This window comes from Pseudoxanthomonas sp. (assembly GCF_027498035.1).
Taxonomy (GTDB): domain Bacteria; phylum Pseudomonadota; class Gammaproteobacteria; order Xanthomonadales; family Xanthomonadaceae; genus Pseudoxanthomonas_A.
The window spans coordinates 3,911,144-3,929,596 of the sequence record NZ_CP114978.1; the positions used below are offsets into that span (position 1 = coordinate 3,911,144).

Genomic DNA, 18,453 nt, shown 5'->3' on the forward strand with positions numbered 1-18,453 from the left:
GGCATGAGTGAAGATGCAGCACAGATGACCAGCCATCGTCCCGTACCTGTTGCGGGCGCTGGCCGAGTGGATCGCCGACAACGACATGACCCCGCACCTGCTGGTGGATGCCACCCAGGCCGGCGTGCAGGTGCCCTCCAGTGCGGTGAAGGAAGGCCGCGTGGTGTTGAACATCGCCACCCGCGCCGTCGCGCATCTGGTGATCGACAACCTCACGGTGAGTTTCAGTGCCCGTTTCGGCGGGGTGAGCTACCCGGTTAACGTGCCGATCTCGGCCGTGCTGGCCATCTACGCCCGCGAAACCGGGCAGGGCATGGCACTGCCGGACGACATCGGTACCGGCGCCGGCCCGCAGGACGATCACGAACCACCATCGCCCGATGCGCCGACGCCCGATGAGCCGGCACCGCCGCCATCCAAGCGCCCGCACCTGCGCGTGGTGAAGTAGCTCCTCCGCCGGAAACGTGGCAGCAGCCGACCAAAGGAGTCGTCCATGCCCGATGAGCGCGATGCGTACTGGTTTCCGGCCAAACGTTACGGCTGGGGCTGGGGATTACCGGTGGCCTGGCAGGGTTGGCTGGTGCTGGCCCTGTATTTCGCGGCGGTGGTCAGCGCCGGAATATGGCTACGGCCACATGTCCATCCGTTGATGTTTTACGGAAGTGTCGGCGCGGTCACGATGCTGCTGATCGTCGTCTGCCTGCTCAAGGGCGAGCCACAGGGCGAACGCTGAGCCTGACCAGGCGCCTGGGTGCTGGAAACCCGGTCAATGCAGTTGGAGCGGGACGGTTTCGCTGGCGCGGGTCGGGCCGGCGAACGACACCAGCCGGTCGCCGTGCAGGACCAGCTTGCCGGTGTGGCGTTCGATCCCGTCGTAGGAGTAATCGAAGCGGAAGCTGCGCTCCAGGCCCATCTTGCCGTCGTCGTCGCGGCGCAGGCGCACCCCGGAAGCCTGCACGCTCTGGTCCAGCCAGATCACGTCGGCCGCCGCGCAGGCGTTGCGCCCGACCTGGGTGGCGCGCTCAGCTGCCGCGCGGGCGGCGTTCCACCAGAAGAAGATGGCGGCGCCGGCAATCAGGAGCAGGATCGGAGTCATGTCGTGACTGTAGCGGCTCTGGTTGCGCGTGGGCAGTCGTGGATCGCCGCGCCATTTTCAAGGGCTCAGCGGGGCGAGGTCACGGGCGGGACAGTCTGAACGGGCTCTGCTGCCGGCGATGGTATGGGCGCGTTGGGCAGTGGCGTGACGGGTGCCGGTGCCGGTGGCAATCCTGGAACCGGTGCGCCCGCTAGCGGTGCAGGCGGGACGGCCGGAAACGGTGGCATGACTTGCTGCGCCTGCAGTTTCAGCAATACAGCCCAGTCCTGGCGGTTGAAGTTGCACTGATCCTGCTGGGATGGCGTGCATTCGCGGCCGGGACCGCTGGCCTCGCCCATGTCGTCTTCGGCCGTGGCCTGCGGAACCGGCAGGATCACATGGCCGCTGCGGTCCAGTTCCAGCTGGCGCATGGTCACGGCATTGAGCACGTTGCCGCCGATCAGGTGCAGGGTGCGGTCGCCGCCGACATTGGCGGCGACCACGATGTCGCAGTGCGACTCGCTGGGGGCACTGCCTTTCCCGTCAAGTGTCGCGGCCAATCCGGCGTAGCCCAGCACCTGGTTGCGGTTGCGGATGTAGCACAGCAAGTCGCCGGGCGCCGGCTTTTCCACGGCGGGGTCGGCGTAGCGGTACGGGCCGCCGCTGGCGCCGTCGTGCCAGGCGGCGCGGATGTAGTCGATATGGCGCGGCGACCGCCGGAAGCCGGCAATCCCGGCCCTGGTCATCACCCATGACACGAACGCGGCCGACCACGGCGTATCGACGATGAAGGCACGGCAGTCGCTGTCGGTGTAGCGGTTGCCGGGCAGGGCCAGGCAGCTGCTCGCGCCGGGTTCGTCGCCGATCATTGCCAGGGTGCCGCTGTCGCGCCAGTACATCGCCACGCGTTGCCAGGCGACGATGCCGTGGTCGGCCAGGTAGCCGCTTTCGGCTTCGGTCACGCGCAGGCTGGCCAGGCGGCCGTTGCGGTCGATGAAGGGCTGCATCCACTGCCGGTGCTCTTCGCAGGCCGCGCGGGTGATGGCGATGGCGGCCGGACTCAGGCCGAAGCGCGGCGGGGCATCGCAGACTTCAATGGCCTGCGCTTTGACGGCCAGGCTGGACAACACCAGGACAAGGGCGCACAGCCGGTGGTTGGGCATTGATGCGTGTTCCTGTCGGGGGCAAGGACAGTACGCACGCTGGCAGAGGTCACGGCCACGGGCCGTGAAATCAGGTCGGTGGCGTGCCCAGCTTCAAGGACAGGTCGATCGCCTGCACGTGCTTGGTCAGGGCGCCGATGGAGATGCAGTCCACGCCGTCTTCGGCCACGGCGCGGACGGTGGACAGGTCGACCATGCCCGAGACTTCCAGCGGCACGCGGCCGGCGGCGATGCGTACGGCCTCGCGGCGCATGGCTGGGCCGAAGTTGTCGATCATGATCCGGGTGCAGTCGTGTGCCAGGGCCACGCGCAGCTCGTCCAGGGTTTCCACTTCCACCACCAGTGGCAGCTGCGGATGCATCGTGCGGGCGGCCTGCATGGCGGCAGCGGTGCCACCGGCGGCGCGGACGTGGTTTTCCTTCAGCATGACCATGTCGAACAGGCCGATGCGATGGTTATCGCCGCCGCCGCAGCGCACGGCGTACTTCTGCGCCAGGCGCAGGCCGGGCAGGGTCTTGCGGGTATCCAGGATGCGCGTGCCGGTGCCGCGCACGGCTTCGACGTAGGCGGCGGTAATGGTGGCCGTGCCGCTCAGGGTCTGCATGAAGTTGAGCGAGGTGCGCTCGGCACTGACCAGGGTGCGGGCGCGGCCGGCCAGGGTGGCCAGGACCGTGCCGGCTTTGACGTGCTGGCCTTCGACCACGCGCCAGTCGATCGCCACCCGTGGGTCCAGCGCCTGGTGGCAGGCATCGAACCACGGCCGTCCACACACTACCGCATCCTGTTTGCACAGCAGGTAGGCCGTATCGGCGATGTCCGGCAGCAGGGCCGAACTCACATCACCGCTGCCGATGTCCTCGGCCAGGGCGCGCCGGACGTCGTCCTGGATCACCGCCATCGGCGGCGGAAACGGCGCGGCGGCGGTCACGCCGGGAAGTCGGCGACCTGCACCGTGGCGATGCCTTCTTCCGGCAGCAGCACCGGGATGCCGTCTTCGACGCGGTACACGATCTTGCGGTCGCGGGTGACCAGCGCTTCTTTCAAGGGCTCGGCCTGGGCGGTGTCGTCCACGCGCTTGAGGGTGCCGGCGGCGATGGCGCGGTTGAGCGATTCCAGGCCGCGTGCCTCCAGCGGTCCCAGCGGCTGGCGCGAGACGGGGCAGCACAGGATGTCGAGCAGTTTGCGGTCCATGAAAGGTCCGTTGGCGATCAAGACCGCTAGAATATCGTTTTGTAGCCGTGGACGGCCAATGACCGCCAACCCCGCAGCGCCGCGCGTCGGCATCGTGATGGGCTCCCGTTCGGACTGGGAGACCATGCAGCACGCCGCGCAGAAGCTCGACGCCTTGGGCGTCGCCTACGAAGTGAAGGTCGTTTCGGCCCATCGCACTCCGGACGTGTTGTTTTCGTATGCGGAGGAAGCCGCGGGCCGTGGCCTGCGCGCGATCATCGCCGGTGCCGGCGGTGCCGCCCACCTGCCGGGCATGATCGCCGCCAAGACCGCGGTGCCGGTGCTGGGCGTGCCGGTGCAGTCCAAGGCGCTCAACGGCATGGATTCGCTGCTGTCGATCGTGCAGATGCCGGCCGGCATCCCCGTGGCGACCTTCGCCATCGGCAATGCTGGCGCCGCCAATGCCGCGCTGTTTGCCGCGGCGATGCTGGGTCCAGAAGACGCCACGATCGCCGCAGCGCTGGACGCCTTCCGCGCCAGGCAGACCCAGGACGTGATGGACAAGGACGACCCGCGTCTATGACCACGGTTGGCATCCTCGGCGGCGGGCAGCTGGCCCGCATGTTGGCGCTGGCGGGCGTGCCGCTGGGGCTGCGTTTCCTGGTGCTGGATCCATCGGCTGAATCCTGCGCGGGCCAGTGCGCGCCGCTGCAGGTCGGTGGGTTCGATGACGAAGCCGCGCTGGAGGCGTTCGCCTCGAAGGTCGATGTGGTCACGTTCGATTTCGAGAACGTCCCTGCGAGCAGTGCGCAGTGGCTGGTCGAACGCGTGCCGGTCTATCCGAACCCGCAGGCGTTGGCCGTGGCGCAGGATCGGCTGTCGGAAAAAACGCTGTTCCGTGAGCTGGGCATTCCCGTACCGGCGTTCGCTGCGGTCGATTCGCGCGAAGGCCTGGACGCGGCGCTGGCTGAGATCGGCACGCCCTGCATCATCAAGACCCGCCGCTTCGGCTATGACGGCAAGGGCCAGTTCCGGATCAAGTCGCTCGCAGACACCGATGCCGCATGGGAGGCATTGGGTGCGCAGGCCGGCACGGTTGGGTTGATCGTCGAGGGCTTCGTCGCGTTCGACCGCGAGGTGTCAGTGGTCGCGGTGCGCGGCCGCGATGGCGAGTTCAAGGCGTTCCCGCTGACCGAGAACTGGCATGTCGACGGCGTGCTCTCGGCCAGCCTGGCGCCGGCCACGCGTGTGTCCGAGGCCATGCAGGTGCAGGCGGTCGATTACGCCAGGCGCGTTGCAGAAGCGACCGGCTATGTCGGCGTATTCGCGCTGGAACTGTTCTGCCGCGGCGAGACGTTGCTGGCCAACGAGATGGCGCCGCGCGTGCACAACTCAGGCCACTGGACCATCGAAGGCACGGAAGTCTCGCAGTTCGAAGCGCACCTGCGGGCCGTGCTCGGCCTGCCGCTGGGCGAGCCGGCCATGCGTGGCGTGGCCTGCATGCTCAACTGGTTGGGCGAAATGCCCGACGCCAATGCGGTGCTGGCGCTGGCCGGCGGCCACTGGCACGACTATGGCAAGTCCGCGCGCGCTGGTCGCAAGGTTGGCCACGCCACCCTGCGCGCCGATGATGCGGTCGCACTGTCGCAGGCGTTGTCGAGCGTGGGTGATGCACTGTCGCGCCAGGCGCAGGTGCAGCCGGTGATCGCGCGGTTGGCCGAAGGTTGAAGGCTGGCGCTCGACTCTGGGTGACTTGAGTCACGCGCTACAGGCGCCATGCCGCATGAAAGACAGTGGCGCTCCCGCAAGAAAGGCCGGGTTTCCCCGGCCTTTCCTTGAAGCGCATCGCTGGAGGATCAGGCCAGGTTCTTGGCGACGAAATCCCAGTTGACCAGCGCCCAGAAGGACTCGACGTACTTCGGGCGGGCGTTGCGGTAGTCGATGTAGTAGGCGTGTTCCCACACGTCGACGGTCAGCAGCGGGGTGTCTTCGCCGGTCAGCGGGGTGGCGGCGTTGGAGGTGCTCACCAGGCCCAGGCTGCCGTCCTTCTTCTGCACCAGCCAGCCCCAGCCGGACCCGAAGGTGCCGATGGCGGTCTTGGTGAACTCTTCCTTGAACTTCTCGAAATCGCCGAAAGCGGCGTTGATCAGCTCGGCCAGCTTGCCGGTCGGTGCGCCGCCGCCCTTGGGCGACAGGCCGTTCCAGTAGAACGTGTGGTTCCAGATCTGGGCGGCGTTGTTGAAGATGCCGCCCTGGGACTTCTTGATGATCTCTTCCAGCGGCAGCCCGGCGAACTCGGTGCCCTCGATCAGCTTGTTGAGGTTGTCCACGTAGGTCTTGTGATGCTTGCCGTAGTGGAAATCGATGGTCTCGCCGGAGATGTGCGGCTCAAGGGCGGTGCGGTCGTAGGGCAGGGCGGGCAGTTCGATGGCCATGGCGATTCCTTAGGGCTTGGCGTGGGTGCAATGTCGACGATGGTGCGCAGGGCTTACAATTGCGCAGTGACCGCGGCGATGGATAGCGCCGGAAGTTTACTCGACGACGGTTTGCATGCCGTCAAAGCAGGAGAACGCAACATGCCGGTGCTGGAACGTATCCAGGCGGAGCTGGACAGCCATCCGATGGTGCTCTTCATGAAGGGCACGCCGGAGTTCCCCATGTGCGGCTATTCCAGCCAGGCCGTACAGGCGCTGCTGTCTGCTGGCGCAGTCCAGCTGCGTGCGATCAACGTGCTGGAAGAGCCGGAAATCCGCGCCAACCTGCCGCGCTTCTCCAACTGGCCGACCTTCCCGCAGTTGTTCATCCACGGCGAACTGATCGGCGGTTGCGACATCACCCTGGAATTGCACGAATCGGGTGAGCTGGCCCGGATCGTGGCCGAGGCCCTGCCGCAGTGAGCCTGCTCCAGGTTCCCACGCGTCGGGCACAGGAGCTGGCCGGACGCGTGGTCCTGGTCAGTGGCGCACATGGCGGACTGGGTGAAGCCAGCGCCCGCGCCTGTGCGCAGGCCGGCGCCACCGTTGTGCTGCTGGGCCGGCGGCCGGCCAAGCTCAATCGTGTCTACGATGCCTGCGCGCAGGTCGGTCCCGAGCCGCTGCTGTATCCACTGGACCTGGAAGGCGCGGCGCCGGACGACTACGCCGAGTTGGCCCAGCGCGTCGCTTCCGAACTGGGCCGCCTGGATGGCGTGCTGCATTGCGCGGCCGAATTCCGCGGCCTGACCCCGTTGGAGTACACCGATCCGGCGACGTTCGCCCGCGCCATCCATGTCAACCTCACCGCTGCCTGGTGGCTGAGCCAAGCCTGCCTGCCGCTGTTGCGGGCGGCCGACGATGCTGCGTTGGTGTTCGCGCTGGATGATGTGCAGCGTGTCAGTCAGGCTTATTGGGGTGGCTATGGCGTCGCCCAGCACGGCCTGCAGGCGTTGGTGCACATGCTGCACGCCGAACTGGCCGGCACCCCGGTGCGGGTCAGCGCGCTGCAACCCGGGCCGATGCGTACCACGCTGCGCGCGCGCGCCTACGCCGAAGACAACGATCCCACCCTGGCCGATGCCAGCGATTACGCAAACCATTGCATCACCCTGCTGTCGCCTGCCGGAGCGCCGCGGCGTGGGCAGGTCTGGAACCCCAACGCATGACCATCCTGTCCGCAGCGCTGCTGCTGTTCCTCATCCTGGACCCGCTGGGCAACATCCCGGTGTTCCTGTCGGTGCTGCGGCCGCTGCCGCCCAAGCGCCAGCGCATCGTGCTGCTGCGCGAACTGCTGATCGCACTCGGCGTGCTGATGGGGTTCCTGTGGGGCGGAAAATACTTCCTGGAGTGGATGCACCTGCGCCAGGAGTCGGTGCAGATCGCCGGCGGCATCGTGCTGTTCCTGATCGGCATCCGCATGATTTTCCCCAAGCCCGAAGGGCTGATGGGCGAGATCCCCGGCGGCGAGCCGTTCATCGTGCCGCTGGCCATCCCGCTGGTGGCCGGCCCGTCGGGCATGGCGGCGGTGATGCTGATGGGCAGCAACGAACCCGAACGGCTGCTCGGCTGGAGCCTGGCCCTGGGGATCGCCTGGCTGGGGACGGCGACGATCCTGTTTTCGGCCACCCTGGTCTACCGGTGGCTGGGCATGCGCGCGTTGACCGCGGTCGAGCGCCTGATGGGCATGTTGCTGGTGGCTATCTCGGTGCAGATGCTGCTCGACGGCGTGGGCACGTATCTGGCAGCGCTGCCGCCGCACGGGATCTGACCGGTCCGCTCCATGACGGCCATGCGGCAGTGCGTGCGAGATGTTGCGACTCAATGACAGTGGCGGACATTTTTTTTGCCGATTGATGTCAATTACTTAAGGTTTTGTAAAACCTGACGACAAAGCGGTGCAAAAGACGCTTTTTAAGGTGCGCGCCAAGTCCCGGGCTTTCCGCGGAGACCGTGCGTGCCCCGGATGGATTCTTGCCGGTGCGTGTCAGTGCGGGCCCGGCGACCTTCCCATTCGAAGAGAGCCACACGTACATGCAGCCCAAACAGTTCCGCGTTTCCGCGCTCAGCCTCGCGCTGGCCTCGGTCATCAGCGTCAATGCCTATGCGCAGGACGCCACCGACACCACCAGCCAGGAACGTGTCACCGCATCCAGCACGTCCAACACGACGTCTGCCTACGACACCAAGCGCACCCGCGACCTGGACAAGGTCAAGGTCACAGGCTCGCGTGATGCCTACATCCTGGGCGGCGGCAACATGACCGTGCAGACCGCGGCCAAGTCGATTTCCACCGTCACCCGCGAGGCGATCGAGAAGGCCGGCGGCGGCAGCAACTTCACCCAGTTGATCGACTCTATCCCGGGCATCGATGCCTCCACCAGCGATGTCACCGGCCTGGCCAACGGCAACTACAGCCTGCGTGGCTTCGACTCGTCCAGCATCGGCATCACTGTCAACGGCGCGCCGATCACCGACAGTGGCAGCTACTCGGTCTACGCCACCGAATATGGCGATGCCGAGAACTACAACGACATCACCGTGACCCAGGGCACGCCGAATGTCGATCAGCCCGAGATGGGCGCCACTGGCGGCCAGATCGCCTGGTCCTCGATCGATCCTTCGCACGAAGCCGGCGTGGATTTCACCCAGAGCTTCGGCAGCAACAACTACCAGCGCAGCTTTGCGCGCTTCAATACCGGCGACACCGGCCCGGTGCGCTCCTGGCTGTCCTTTTCCCGCAACACGTCGGACAAGTGGAAGGGCAAGGGCGACATGACGGTGAACAAGGTCGACGGCAAGTCGGTCTGGGACATCAGCCCGGGCAATTCGATCAGTGCCTCGTTCCAGTACAACCGCCAGATGAACTACTCGTACAACACGGCGAGCAAGGCGCAACTGGCCAGCGACTACGAATACGACTACGTGGATGACTGGACCGGCAGCGGTTCGACCAACTACTACAAGCTGCGTCGCAATCCGTACTCCAGCCTGATGTTCAGCATGGACGGCGAGTTCACCTTCAGCGACACCCTGCGCCTGTCGGTGGTGCCGTACCTGTGGTGGGGCAAGGGCGGCGGCAGCAGCGGCACGAGCATCAGTTCGACCACCCTGGACGGCAACGTCTTTGGCCGTGCCGATGACTACACGGGCATTGCCTATGCCTATTCGTACAGCAGCACGCTTCGTCCGGGCATCGTGGCCAAGTTCAACCAGGACATCGGCGCCGACCACAACCTGGTCTATGGCGTATGGATCGACCGGTCGCGCAAGAGCCAGAACCAGTCCTACGTGAAGGTCGATCAGGCCACCGGTGAGGCCTGCGACGTCTGGGCCGAGTCGGACGACTGCTTCGTCACCTATCCGGATGGTTCTACCCAGCAGTCCTACCGCACCTACACCCAGACCCTGGTGCAGAAGTATTTCCTGCAGGATAACTGGACCCCGACCGATCAGCTGACCGTCACCCTGGGTGCGTCCTACCTGCGTGCCACCCGCAAGGGCCACAACTACCAGTGGCCGGGTGCCGACACGCTCAGCACAGGCGCGGCTTGCGATCCGACGGTGGATACGGCGAAGTGCGAACTGGGCCTGCAGTTCGACAATACCTACAGCAAGTTCCTGCCTGCGTTTGGCCTGAAGTACCAGTTGGATGACCGTAACCAGCTGTATTACGGCGTGGCCAAGACCATGCGCATTCCGGCCACCAATTCCATCACGCTCAACACCAGTGCCAGCCAGGCCATTCCGGCCCCTGAGACCGCCGTCACCCACGACCTGGGTTGGCGCTATTACGGCGATGCCTTCAGCGCATCGGCGGCGCTGTACCAGAGCGACTACAGCAACAAGCAGATGTCCAGCTACGACAACGACCTGGCGCTGACGACTTACGTGTCCATCCCCAGCGTGCGCATGCGCGGCATCAACGGCGAGGCCAGCTACCAGTTCAGCGACAGCTGGAAGCTCTACGGTTCGTACACGCATACCGAAGCCGAAGTGCGCAGTGAATTCCTGGATACCGGTGACGACGGCGTTTACCCGATGAAGGGCAAGCAGTTGGCCAACACGCCGAAGGACCTGGCCAGCCTGATCCTGAGCTATGACGCCGATGGTTTCTGGGCCCAGTTGAAGGGCAAGTATTCGGGCGCCCGTTACGCCGACTACATGAACACCGAAAAGGCCGGGGGCTACACCAGCTTCAGTTTCAGCAGCGGCTATACCTTCGCCGACTGGAGCTGGCTGAAGCACCCGTCGATCAAGCTCAACATTTCCAACCTGACCGACAAGAAGGCCATCACCTGGGTGAGCAGCACTGCGCTGCTGGCAAGCTCGGGCCAGGACCAGTACGACGCCGACCTCTACAGCAGCACGCCGTATTACTCGGTGCTGCAGGGGCGGGCGGCGATGGTGACCATCGGCGGATCGTTCTAAAGCAACGCGAAACTGGCTGGGCGGCCTAGCCGTCCAGTGCTTCCTCAAGCGGCGACCTTCGGGTCGCCGCTTTTTTTTTGTGTGTGGAAAGGGGCGCGGCATGCAGAGAGACGCATCGACCCCGCTGTCATGAAAGTGTGGTCCGGCCGTGCCGGAGCTGCCTGGCGCGGGAAAAGAGAAGTCCTCGCAACTCATTGAAATTCATGGCTGAAATTGTCAGGTATGGACAGGAATGTTGCATTGCGAAAAATACGTCACGATCCCGTCACACTGTGCTTCTATCGTGTTAACCTGTCGTTAACTCATGGCGGTCGTGCCCGTCATGTGTTCCAGGGGCAAATCTTCCAGTAAGTCCATGAGAGCCACGCCAGAAGCGTGGCCGGCCAGCACGTTTTTTCTGACCGCCCAACTTTCGAGGCAGACGCAATGACACAACATCGTCGTATCCGGACTTCCAAACTGGCCCTCGGCCTCCTGGCCGCACTGGCCGCTGCACCTGCCATGGCGCAGAGCACTTCTTCCGGTATTGCCGGCACCGTCCTGAGCTCTGGTGGTGCACCGGTGGCTGACGCCGAAGTGACCATCACCCACGTGGAATCGGGCACGATCAGTCGCGCGACCACCGATGCCGCCGGTCGCTACACCGCGCGCGGCCTGCGCGTGGGCGGTCCCTACACCGTCACCATCAACAAGCCGGGCGAGGGGACGGACACGGAAGACGGGATCTACCTAGATCTGAACCGTGTCAACACTGTCAATGTCGCCTTGAAGGGTGATGTTGCAACCCTGGAAACCGTGACCGCGATTGGCGTTGCCTCGTCCAACGTGTTCAGCGCAGACAACAAGGGTGTCGGTACGTCCATCAGTGGCCGCCAGCTGGAGGTCAGCCCGCATGGCAATCGATCGTTGGACGACGTGGCCCGTCTGGATCCGCGCATCAACGTGACCGATCAGGCCACCGGCGCCATCTCGGTCGCCGGCGTGAACAATCGCTACAACTCCATTTCTGTCGATGGCCTGGGCCAGGGCGACCCATTCGGCCTGAACGCCAATGGCATGCCGTACACCGGTTCGCCGATTTCGGTCGATACCATCGCTGCCTACGACATCAAGGCCAGTGATTTCGACGTCTCGCAGGACACCGTCGGTGCTGCCATCAACGCGGTCACCAAATCCGGTACCAACGAATTCCATGGGTCGGTCTACTACGCCTACAAGAACGCCAAGGACATGGTGGGCTCGGAGGGTGGCAAGGACTACGACCTGTTCGACAAGGACACCACCAAGGGCGTCACCATCGGTGGTCCGATCCTCAAGGACAAGCTGTTCTTCTTCGGTTCGTATGAAGAGCAGGAAGTGACCAATTTCGGCGGTGCCTCGGCCGATGACGGTGTTGGTTCCGGGGCGGTGTCGCAGGCCGATATCCAGCGCGTGATCGATATTGCCAAGAACACCTACGGCATCGATGCCGGCACCTACGGTGCGCTGGGTGTCAGCCTGAAGAACAAGCGTTACCTGGGCAAGATCGACTGGAACATCAACGACTACCACCGCACCAGCCTGACCTACCAGCAGACTGAAGAGAACCTGCCGCAGCCTTACGACACCGATGCGTCGAAGGTGATCCTGAGCACGCGCTGGTTCAACAAGGTCAGCGAGACCAAGAACACCGCGCTGCAGTTCTTCGACGACTGGAGCGAGAACTTCTCGACTGAAGCCAAGTTCAGCTATCAGAAGTTCAGCCAGATCGCTGGAAACGCGATCGACCTACCGTCGATCAATGTCGCGACCGACGGCCTGACTGCTGGCAGTGCGCCGAACAACGACGGCAACGGCATCCGCTTCGGTGAAGACCGCAATCGCCACGAGAATGCGATCGATACCAAGAAGTTCACCGCGTCGATCTTCGGCAACTGGTACCTCGGCGATCACACGCTGAAGTTTGGTTTCGACTACGAGAAGACCAAGGCGCTGAACCTGTACGGCCGCGATCTGCACGGCGTGTACACCTTCGCCAGCATCGACGACTTCGAGGCCGGCCGGTATTCGTACTACACGGTGACCCGACCGCTTGATGGCTATACCGAGGCCGATACCGCCGCCGCGATCAACCTGGAGCAGTGGAGCCCCTTCCTGCAGGACACCTGGCAGGCGACCGACAGGCTGTCGCTGGTGTACGGCGTGCGCGTCAACATTCCCAAGGCAGACAAGGCGCCGCCGGAGCATCCGCAGTTCGAGGAGGCGTTTGGCTTCAGTAATTCCTACAAGCTGGGTGCCAGCAACAAGGTCGTGCTGCCGCGCCTGGCATTCAACTATGCTTTTGATACCCCGCGCTATTCGCAGTTGCGCGGTGGCGTTGGCCTATTCCAGACCACGCCGCCATTCGTCTGGCTGGGCAATCCCTACCAGAACAATGGTGTGAACAAGGGCAGCATCACCAAGACTTCCTACGATCCGAATTACCCGTTCAGTGCCGACCCGTACAACCAGCCATTCCCGGAGCCGGGTGCGGCCGACTACCCGACGGTTGGCAAGCAGGTCGACGCCATCGATCCAGACTTCAAGCTGCCGACGGCCTGGAAATTCAGCTTGGGCTACGACGCGGAGCTGCCGTGGTGGGGTCTGGTGGGTACCGCCGAAATCCTGCATCTGAAGAACAAGGATGCGGTGTTCTACCAGGCGCTGAACATTGGTCAGGCCAATGGCCAACTGTTCGATGGCCGTGACAGTTATTGGGTCACGCCGGGTGGTGCCAAGAACAATGGTGCGAACCCGAACTTCACCAGTGGCTCCAATGGGACCACGCTGCTGGGCAACACCGACAAGGGTGGTTCCACGGCTGTGACCTTCGCGTTGGACAAGCCGTTGAGCAATGGCTGGTATGGCAATCTGAGCTATACCTACACGCATGCCCGCGAAGTCGGTTCGGACACCAGCTCGCAGGCCTGGTCCAGCTACCAGTACGTATCGCGCCTGAACCCGAACGAAGAGATTGCGAGCACCGCCACGCGTGAAGTCCGTAACTCGATCAAGCTTTCGCTGGGTTGGGAACATGCGTTCTTCGGTGACTACAAGACCAGCATCACCGGCTTCTACAACGGTCGTAGCGGTCTGCCGTACACCTGGATCATGAACGGCGATCTCAATGGCGACGGCATTAGCCAAGATCCGGCATACGTCCCGTTGGTCAACGATTCCAATGTCAGTTACGTATGGGGTACCGGGTCGAGCGCGCGTGCGGCCACTGCTGAGGAAATTGCCGCGTTCCAGGCGGCAATCGATTCCAACACGTACTTGGCTTCGCAGCGCGGCTCGGTGGTCAAGCGCAACGGCGACCGGATGCCGTGGATCAACCAGTTCGATCTGGGTATCCAGCAGGAGATTCCGGGTTTCTTCAAGGAGCATAAGGGCGTCGTCCGCCTGGACATCTACAACTTCCTGAACATGCTCAACAAGGACTGGGGTGTCACCAAGGGCACGGGTTCGACGAACCTGTATGACACCCGCTACCTGGCTGGTCTGAATCGCGTCAATCCCGATGGCACGTATGTGTACAACCTGCAGAGCAACGCTCCGCAGCCGCTGTATCAGTACGACGCCTACGCTGGTTCGCCGTCCCGCGTGGTATCGCGTTGGTCGGCGCTGGTGACGCTACGCTACGAGTTCTGATCCACGCAGCTTGGCGTAACGAGCAAACCAACGGCCGGGGCAACCCGGCCGTTTCTTTTTGCCTGGCGCCTGGCATACCCCGGGCGGACGCGCTGCGCTACAGTCGTCCGTCAAACGGACCGATGAGCAGGAAGTAGTGATGAGTGAAGTGGCAACCCGGGCGCTGCCGGTGGTGAGTACGCGGATTTACCCGCGTGGTGGTTTGGACGTGCTGTCCCGGACTGAGGTGGCGCGCCTGCGCGATGCCTCGGCGGGCGGCATGCATGACCTGTTGCGCCGCTGCGCGCTGGCGGTGTTGACCAGCGGCAGTGCTTCGGATGACCCGCGCGCGGCGCGCGACCTGTACCCGGACTTCGACATCCAGGTCCTGCAACGCGACCGTGGCGTCCGGATCGAGCTGGTCAACGCGCCGGCCATGGCATTCGTCGATGGCGAGATCATCCGCGGCGTGGCCGAGCTGCTGTTCGCTGTGGTTCGCGACCTGGCTTACATGGCCATCGAGCTGGGCGAGGAATACGCGGCAGACCTGGAGACCACTGCCGGCATTACCGATGCGGTGTTCGGCCAGCTGCGCAACGCGCGCATCCTCAAGCCGTCCGAGCCGAACCTGGTGGTGTGCTGGGGTGGCCATTCGATTTCGCGCGAGGAATACCTGTACACCAAGGAAGTCGGCTACGAGCTGGGCCTGCGTGGCCTGGATATCTGCACCGGTTGCGGCCCGGGTGCGATGAAGGGCCCGATGAAGGGCGCCACCATCGGCCACGCCAAGCAGCGCCAGAAGCAGGTGCGCTATATCGGCGTGACCGAGCCGGGCATTATTGCGGCCGAATCGCCCAACCCGATCGTCAATCACCTGGTGATCATGCCGGACATCGAGAAGCGCCTCGAAGCGTTCGTCCGCATCGGCCACGGCATCATCGTCTTCCCGGGCGGCGTGGGCACGGCCGAGGAAATCCTGTATCTGCTCGGTATCCTGTTGCGTGAGGAAAACGCCGGCCTGCCATTCCCGTTGATCCTGACCGGACCGGTGGTGGCGGCGCCGTATTTCGAGCAGATCGACCGCTTCATTCGCATGACTCTGGGCGAGGCTGCCGCGTCGCGCTACCAGATCATCATCGGTGACCCCGTGGCCGTATCCCAGGCCATGAAGGCTGGCATCACCCAGGTGCGCGAACATCGCAAGGCCGCAAAGGACGCTTATTACTTCAACTGGTCGATCGACATTCCGTTGGCGTTCCAGCAGCCGTTCGTGCCCACGCACGAGGCAATGGCCCAGCTGGATCTGCACCACGGCCGTGCGCCCCATGCCATCGCTGCAGACCTGCGTCGTGCCTTTTCCGGCATCGTCGCCGGCAACGTCAAGGAGGACGGCATGCGCCGGATCGAGGAGTTCGGTCCGTTCGAGATCCACGGCGACCCGGAAATCATGGCTGCCCTGGACTCACTCCTGCAGGCCTTCGTTGCCCAGCGCCGCATGAAGATCGCAGGCGATTACAAACCGTGCTATCGGGTTGTGACCTGAGGAAACACTGAGCCGTCGGGCTTCTGCTCGTCGTCCCCGCTCGCGCGGGGATGATGGCAGTGGCTCGGGTTTTCTTTAGGCTGGAAAGTCAGCCATTGCGTGGGTTGTGCGCCCATCGCCTCGGTTCCGCCGCTTGTCTGGATATGGGTTGCAAGCAAGGCAGCACTGAAGCAGCCTCCTCAAGTTCAAGTTGGGGAGGTGCTATGTCACGCGACCAGGTGAGGGGATTCACGCTGATCGAACTGATGGTCACGGTTGCCGTATTGGCGATTCTGCTGGCCATTGCGTTGCCGAGCTTCCAGCAGACCCTGCGGTCCAACCGTGTCGCCACCTCGACCAACGCGCTCATCGGTACGCTGGCATTGGCGCGAAGCGAGGCCATTCGCAGTACCCATGGTGCAGCTGTGTGCAGTAGCACCAATGGGACGGCCTGCGGCGGCAGCTGGTCGGATGGCTATCTGGTGTGGGCGGATGCGAATGGCGACGGAGCACTTGCCGCCACCGAGACTGTCCTCAAGTTCACCCGGGGCAATGGCGACATCGCTATCACTGGTCCTGGCAACGCCGTCCAGTTTGATTCAAGGGGGCGCGCAGCAGTAGCCGTGGCTCTGACATTACGGCCGCCGGCATGTGGCTCGGCACAGCTACAGCGGAAAATCGACGTCACCATTACCGGGCAGGTCAAAACCACCAAAGAGGATTGCCCTGCATGAGGCGGCCCATTTCGTTCCACCGTCGCCGCCATGGTCAGGCTGGCTTTACCCTCATCGAAGTGATGATCGCGGTGCTTGTACTCGGTGTTGGGCTGCTTGGGTTTGCCATGTTGCAGACCATGTCGGTGCGTTTTACGAAGAGTGCGCAGAACCGTACCGTTGCGACCAACTTGAGCTATGAACTGGTTGACCTGATCCGGACCCAGCGTAACGGGGCTTCCAACTACAACGCGATCAAGTCCGCTAGCTTTAGTGGCGTTACCGGTGGTAACTGCGCCCTTGGCCAGGATACGAGCCCGGCAAATAACATTGCTCGCTGGAAGTGCAAATTGCGCACGGTTTTTCCGGATGGCACGGCAAATGTCGCGCTCGCCGCCAATGGTGACCTGGTGATTTCGATCGAATGGAGTGATGCATACTGGGAAGAGGATGCCGATAAGCAGAAGGCCAAATTCGAAGTGAAGACCCGCATATGAGCCAGCTTCGCCTTTATCGGTGGCGGCGAAATCAGCTGGGCATGTCGCTCATCGAGTTAATGATCGCTCTTGTTATCGGGCTGGTGCTGCTGGCTGGTGTAATCCAGGTCTTCAGCGCTTCGCGTACCGCCTATCAGCTCTCGCAGGCGATTGCTCGCAACCAGGAGAATGCGCGCTTTGCGATGGATTTCCTGCAACGGGACTTGCGCATGGTGGGTCATGCTGGATGCGTGAACGACCAATCGCTGCTCTCACTCAATAGCGCAGGCAAGATCACTGGCGGAAATATCAGGTCGCTGTTCATGACCGAAGAGCAGCGCAACGACAACACGGTGACTGCGTTGCCATTTCCACTGCGCTTTGACGTATCCATTCAGGGGTTCGAAGCCAAGGGGACTTCCCCCGGAGACACGCTGGCAGTGGGAACACCGGAAGTGGGGGGAGTAGGGGATTGGTCCCCCGCATTGCCGGATGCGGGATTGTTCCAGGAGATGAGGCCCAAGCCCATCAAGGGCAGCGACATCGTGGTCATGCGCTACCTATCACCGGAACAGACGACGGTGGCGTCCTTTGCTCCACCTGCGCTGACCTATCCTGACGAATCGGTTGCCGGCGCGACCAAGATCGCAACGGACTCCACCGCCAGCAATTTGTTCGCGATGGGCGATTGCCGCGGAACCTCAGTATTCCAGGCATCCGCTGCACCGGGTGACACCTCGATGACGGTGTCGCAGACGGGGCTCAACAAGAGCGGCCTTGCTTATGTGGGGGCCCAGGACGGGGCGCTGGCCTATGGTGCAAATCAGGCATGGCTTTCCAAGGCTGAAATCGTTGCCTATTACGTTGCTCTCAATCCCGATGACGTGCCTTCGTTGTACCGGATGCGGTGGACCAGTGCTCCAGGCGGTGAGTTGAGCGCAGTGTCGGATGAAATGGCCGAGGGCGTCGAGTCGATGCAGCTGCTCTACAGCGTCGACTCGGTGACAGCAGCCACCAGCATGCCCAGCGGCTATCTCGACAAGAGTTACACCGGTGAGGACCTTGATGCGCTGGGCGCTGACGACGCGGCCAAGGCCAATCTGTGGCGGCGCGTGGGAGCGGTGCAGCTGGGGTTGCTGTTGCGTGGAACCGGCGATCATGCGGTGGTCCCGGTGCCCGCGGACGCCAATCTCCCCCAAGCCTTGAATGTGACGATGGAGCCTGCCAACGATGGGCAGTATCGGTCGGCCTACGAGAGCACCATCGCCTTGCGTAACCGTCTGTTCGGACAATGACATGAAGCGATATCCGCGTCCTTTCCGTATCCCCGCGACGCCCAGTCGTCAGCGGGGCGCCGTGCTTTATGTGGCTTTGATCATGCTGATCCTGCTTGCCCTGATCGGCATCGTGGGCATGCAGGTGGCCACTATGCAGGAACGTATGTCATCCAATTTCCTTGCCGCCAACCAGGCCTTCCAGGGCGCCGAGGCGGAAGTAAGGAATAGGGAGGTGCAGGTGGCTTCGGGTACCGCGTTCGACTATGAGAACTGTGCTGTTCCCTTTGATGCCACCAAATGGGTCAACGACAACGCCGACGGAAATTCCACGATGACGCGTACGGTCAACATCAGTATCTGCGCCGGTCAATGTAGTGCCGGGGTGGGAGTGGAAAAAGATTTCTGCACCATGTATCGCACCACTGCACTGAGCCATGATCAGGATACGTTGGGCAGCTCGTCCTCCGTGGCTGCGATCGACACCATCTTCATCAAGCCATGAGCTGG

General features: G+C 63.4%; 18 protein-coding genes and 1 pseudogene. 14 read left to right on the top strand and 5 right to left on the bottom strand.

The window, feature by feature from the left end:
* The first annotated feature begins 3 nt into the window (after positions 1 to 3).
* Positions 4 to 448 (top strand): annotated as a pseudogene (locus O8I58_RS17245) (ClpXP protease specificity-enhancing factor).
* Between the two features lie 45 nt (positions 449 to 493).
* On the top strand, positions 494 to 733 hold the full coding sequence (locus O8I58_RS17250; protein WP_298318832.1) for a hypothetical protein: 240 nt from the start codon (positions 494 to 496) through the stop codon (positions 731 to 733).
* A gap of 33 nt (positions 734 to 766) precedes the next feature.
* On the opposite strand, the gene O8I58_RS17255 is transcribed toward O8I58_RS17250, so the two are convergent.
* From O8I58_RS17255 to O8I58_RS17270, 4 genes are all read right to left on the bottom strand, one after another.
* Positions 767 to 1,096: a DUF3301 domain-containing protein gene (locus O8I58_RS17255; protein WP_298318835.1), complete on the bottom strand. Its 330-nt coding sequence runs from the start codon at positions 1,094 to 1,096 to the stop codon at positions 767 to 769.
* Between the two features lie 65 nt (positions 1,097 to 1,161).
* Positions 1,162 to 2,238 (bottom strand): DUF2272 domain-containing protein, encoded by a 1,077-nt coding sequence (locus O8I58_RS17260; protein ID WP_298318838.1) that lies wholly within the window; start codon positions 2,236 to 2,238, stop codon positions 1,162 to 1,164.
* Between the two features lie 70 nt (positions 2,239 to 2,308).
* Complete coding sequence (nadC, locus tag O8I58_RS17265; protein WP_298323131.1) at positions 2,309 to 3,136, bottom strand: carboxylating nicotinate-nucleotide diphosphorylase; 828 nt, start codon at positions 3,134 to 3,136, stop codon at positions 2,309 to 2,311.
* Between the two features lie 26 nt (positions 3,137 to 3,162).
* The gene (locus O8I58_RS17270) at positions 3,163 to 3,429 is read right to left on the bottom strand and encodes a Trm112 family protein (protein ID WP_298318843.1); all 267 of its coding nucleotides are present in this window, start codon (positions 3,427 to 3,429) and stop codon (positions 3,163 to 3,165) included.
* 58 nt (positions 3,430 to 3,487) lie between these two features.
* Between O8I58_RS17270 and purE the strand changes: the two genes are divergently transcribed.
* Both purE and O8I58_RS17280 read left to right on the top strand, forming a co-directional pair.
* Positions 3,488 to 3,991 carry a 5-(carboxyamino)imidazole ribonucleotide mutase gene (purE, locus tag O8I58_RS17275; RefSeq protein ID WP_298318846.1) on the top strand — a complete coding sequence of 168 codons (504 nt, stop codon included), beginning with the start codon at positions 3,488 to 3,490 and terminating at the stop codon, positions 3,989 to 3,991.
* Positions 3,988 to 5,136 (top strand): 5-(carboxyamino)imidazole ribonucleotide synthase, encoded by a 1,149-nt coding sequence (locus tag O8I58_RS17280; RefSeq protein ID WP_298318849.1) that lies wholly within the window; start codon positions 3,988 to 3,990, stop codon positions 5,134 to 5,136. The genes purE and O8I58_RS17280 overlap by 4 nt, the downstream gene beginning before the upstream one ends.
* A gap of 128 nt (positions 5,137 to 5,264) precedes the next feature.
* Here the strand turns inward: O8I58_RS17280 and O8I58_RS17285 are convergent, their stop codons facing one another.
* Positions 5,265 to 5,843 (bottom strand): superoxide dismutase, encoded by a 579-nt coding sequence (locus tag O8I58_RS17285; protein WP_298318852.1) that lies wholly within the window; start codon positions 5,841 to 5,843, stop codon positions 5,265 to 5,267.
* Positions 5,844 to 5,984: 141 nt separating this feature from the next.
* Between O8I58_RS17285 and grxD the strand changes: the two genes are divergently transcribed.
* The 10 genes from grxD to O8I58_RS17335 all read left to right on the top strand — a co-directional run bounded on the left by grxD (position 5,985) and on the right by O8I58_RS17335 (position 18,448).
* Positions 5,985 to 6,305, top strand: a complete 321-nt coding sequence (grxD, locus tag O8I58_RS17290) for a Grx4 family monothiol glutaredoxin (protein WP_298318854.1) — start codon at positions 5,985 to 5,987, stop codon at positions 6,303 to 6,305.
* On the top strand, positions 6,302 to 7,048 hold the full coding sequence (locus O8I58_RS17295; protein ID WP_298318856.1) for an SDR family NAD(P)-dependent oxidoreductase: 747 nt from the start codon (positions 6,302 to 6,304) through the stop codon (positions 7,046 to 7,048). Before grxD ends, O8I58_RS17295 begins: the two co-directional genes overlap by 4 nt.
* A complete protein-coding gene (locus tag O8I58_RS17300) occupies positions 7,045 to 7,650 on the top strand; it encodes a MarC family protein (protein ID WP_298318859.1) in 606 nt (201 codons plus the stop codon). The genes O8I58_RS17295 and O8I58_RS17300 overlap by 4 nt, the downstream gene beginning before the upstream one ends.
* A gap of 263 nt (positions 7,651 to 7,913) precedes the next feature.
* The gene (locus O8I58_RS17305) at positions 7,914 to 10,310 is read left to right on the top strand and encodes a TonB-dependent receptor (RefSeq protein ID WP_298318862.1); all 2,397 of its coding nucleotides are present in this window, start codon (positions 7,914 to 7,916) and stop codon (positions 10,308 to 10,310) included.
* A 426-nt stretch (positions 10,311 to 10,736) separates the two neighbouring features.
* Entirely contained in the window at positions 10,737 to 13,979 is a 3,243-nt protein-coding gene (locus O8I58_RS17310; protein WP_298318864.1) for a TonB-dependent receptor, read from the top strand.
* Positions 13,980 to 14,118: 139 nt separating this feature from the next.
* Positions 14,119 to 15,501 carry a nucleotide 5'-monophosphate nucleosidase PpnN gene (gene ppnN / locus O8I58_RS17315; RefSeq protein ID WP_298318867.1) on the top strand — a complete coding sequence of 461 codons (1,383 nt, stop codon included), beginning with the start codon at positions 14,119 to 14,121 and terminating at the stop codon, positions 15,499 to 15,501.
* 203 nt (positions 15,502 to 15,704) lie between these two features.
* The gene (locus O8I58_RS17320; protein ID WP_298318871.1) at positions 15,705 to 16,214 is read left to right on the top strand and encodes a GspH/FimT family pseudopilin; all 510 of its coding nucleotides are present in this window, start codon (positions 15,705 to 15,707) and stop codon (positions 16,212 to 16,214) included.
* Positions 16,211 to 16,690 (top strand): type IV pilus modification protein PilV, encoded by a 480-nt coding sequence (gene pilV, locus O8I58_RS17325; RefSeq protein WP_298318873.1) that lies wholly within the window; start codon positions 16,211 to 16,213, stop codon positions 16,688 to 16,690. Before O8I58_RS17320 ends, pilV begins: the two co-directional genes overlap by 4 nt.
* Positions 16,687 to 17,964, top strand: coding sequence for a PilW family protein (locus O8I58_RS17330; protein WP_298318875.1), 1,278 nt, complete (start codon positions 16,687 to 16,689; stop codon positions 17,962 to 17,964). Before pilV ends, O8I58_RS17330 begins: the two co-directional genes overlap by 4 nt.
* A 1-nt stretch (position 17,965) precedes the next feature.
* Positions 17,966 to 18,448 carry a pilus assembly PilX family protein gene (locus O8I58_RS17335; protein WP_298318877.1) on the top strand — a complete coding sequence of 161 codons (483 nt, stop codon included), beginning with the start codon at positions 17,966 to 17,968 and terminating at the stop codon, positions 18,446 to 18,448.
* Positions 18,449 to 18,453: the final 5 nt, after the last annotated feature.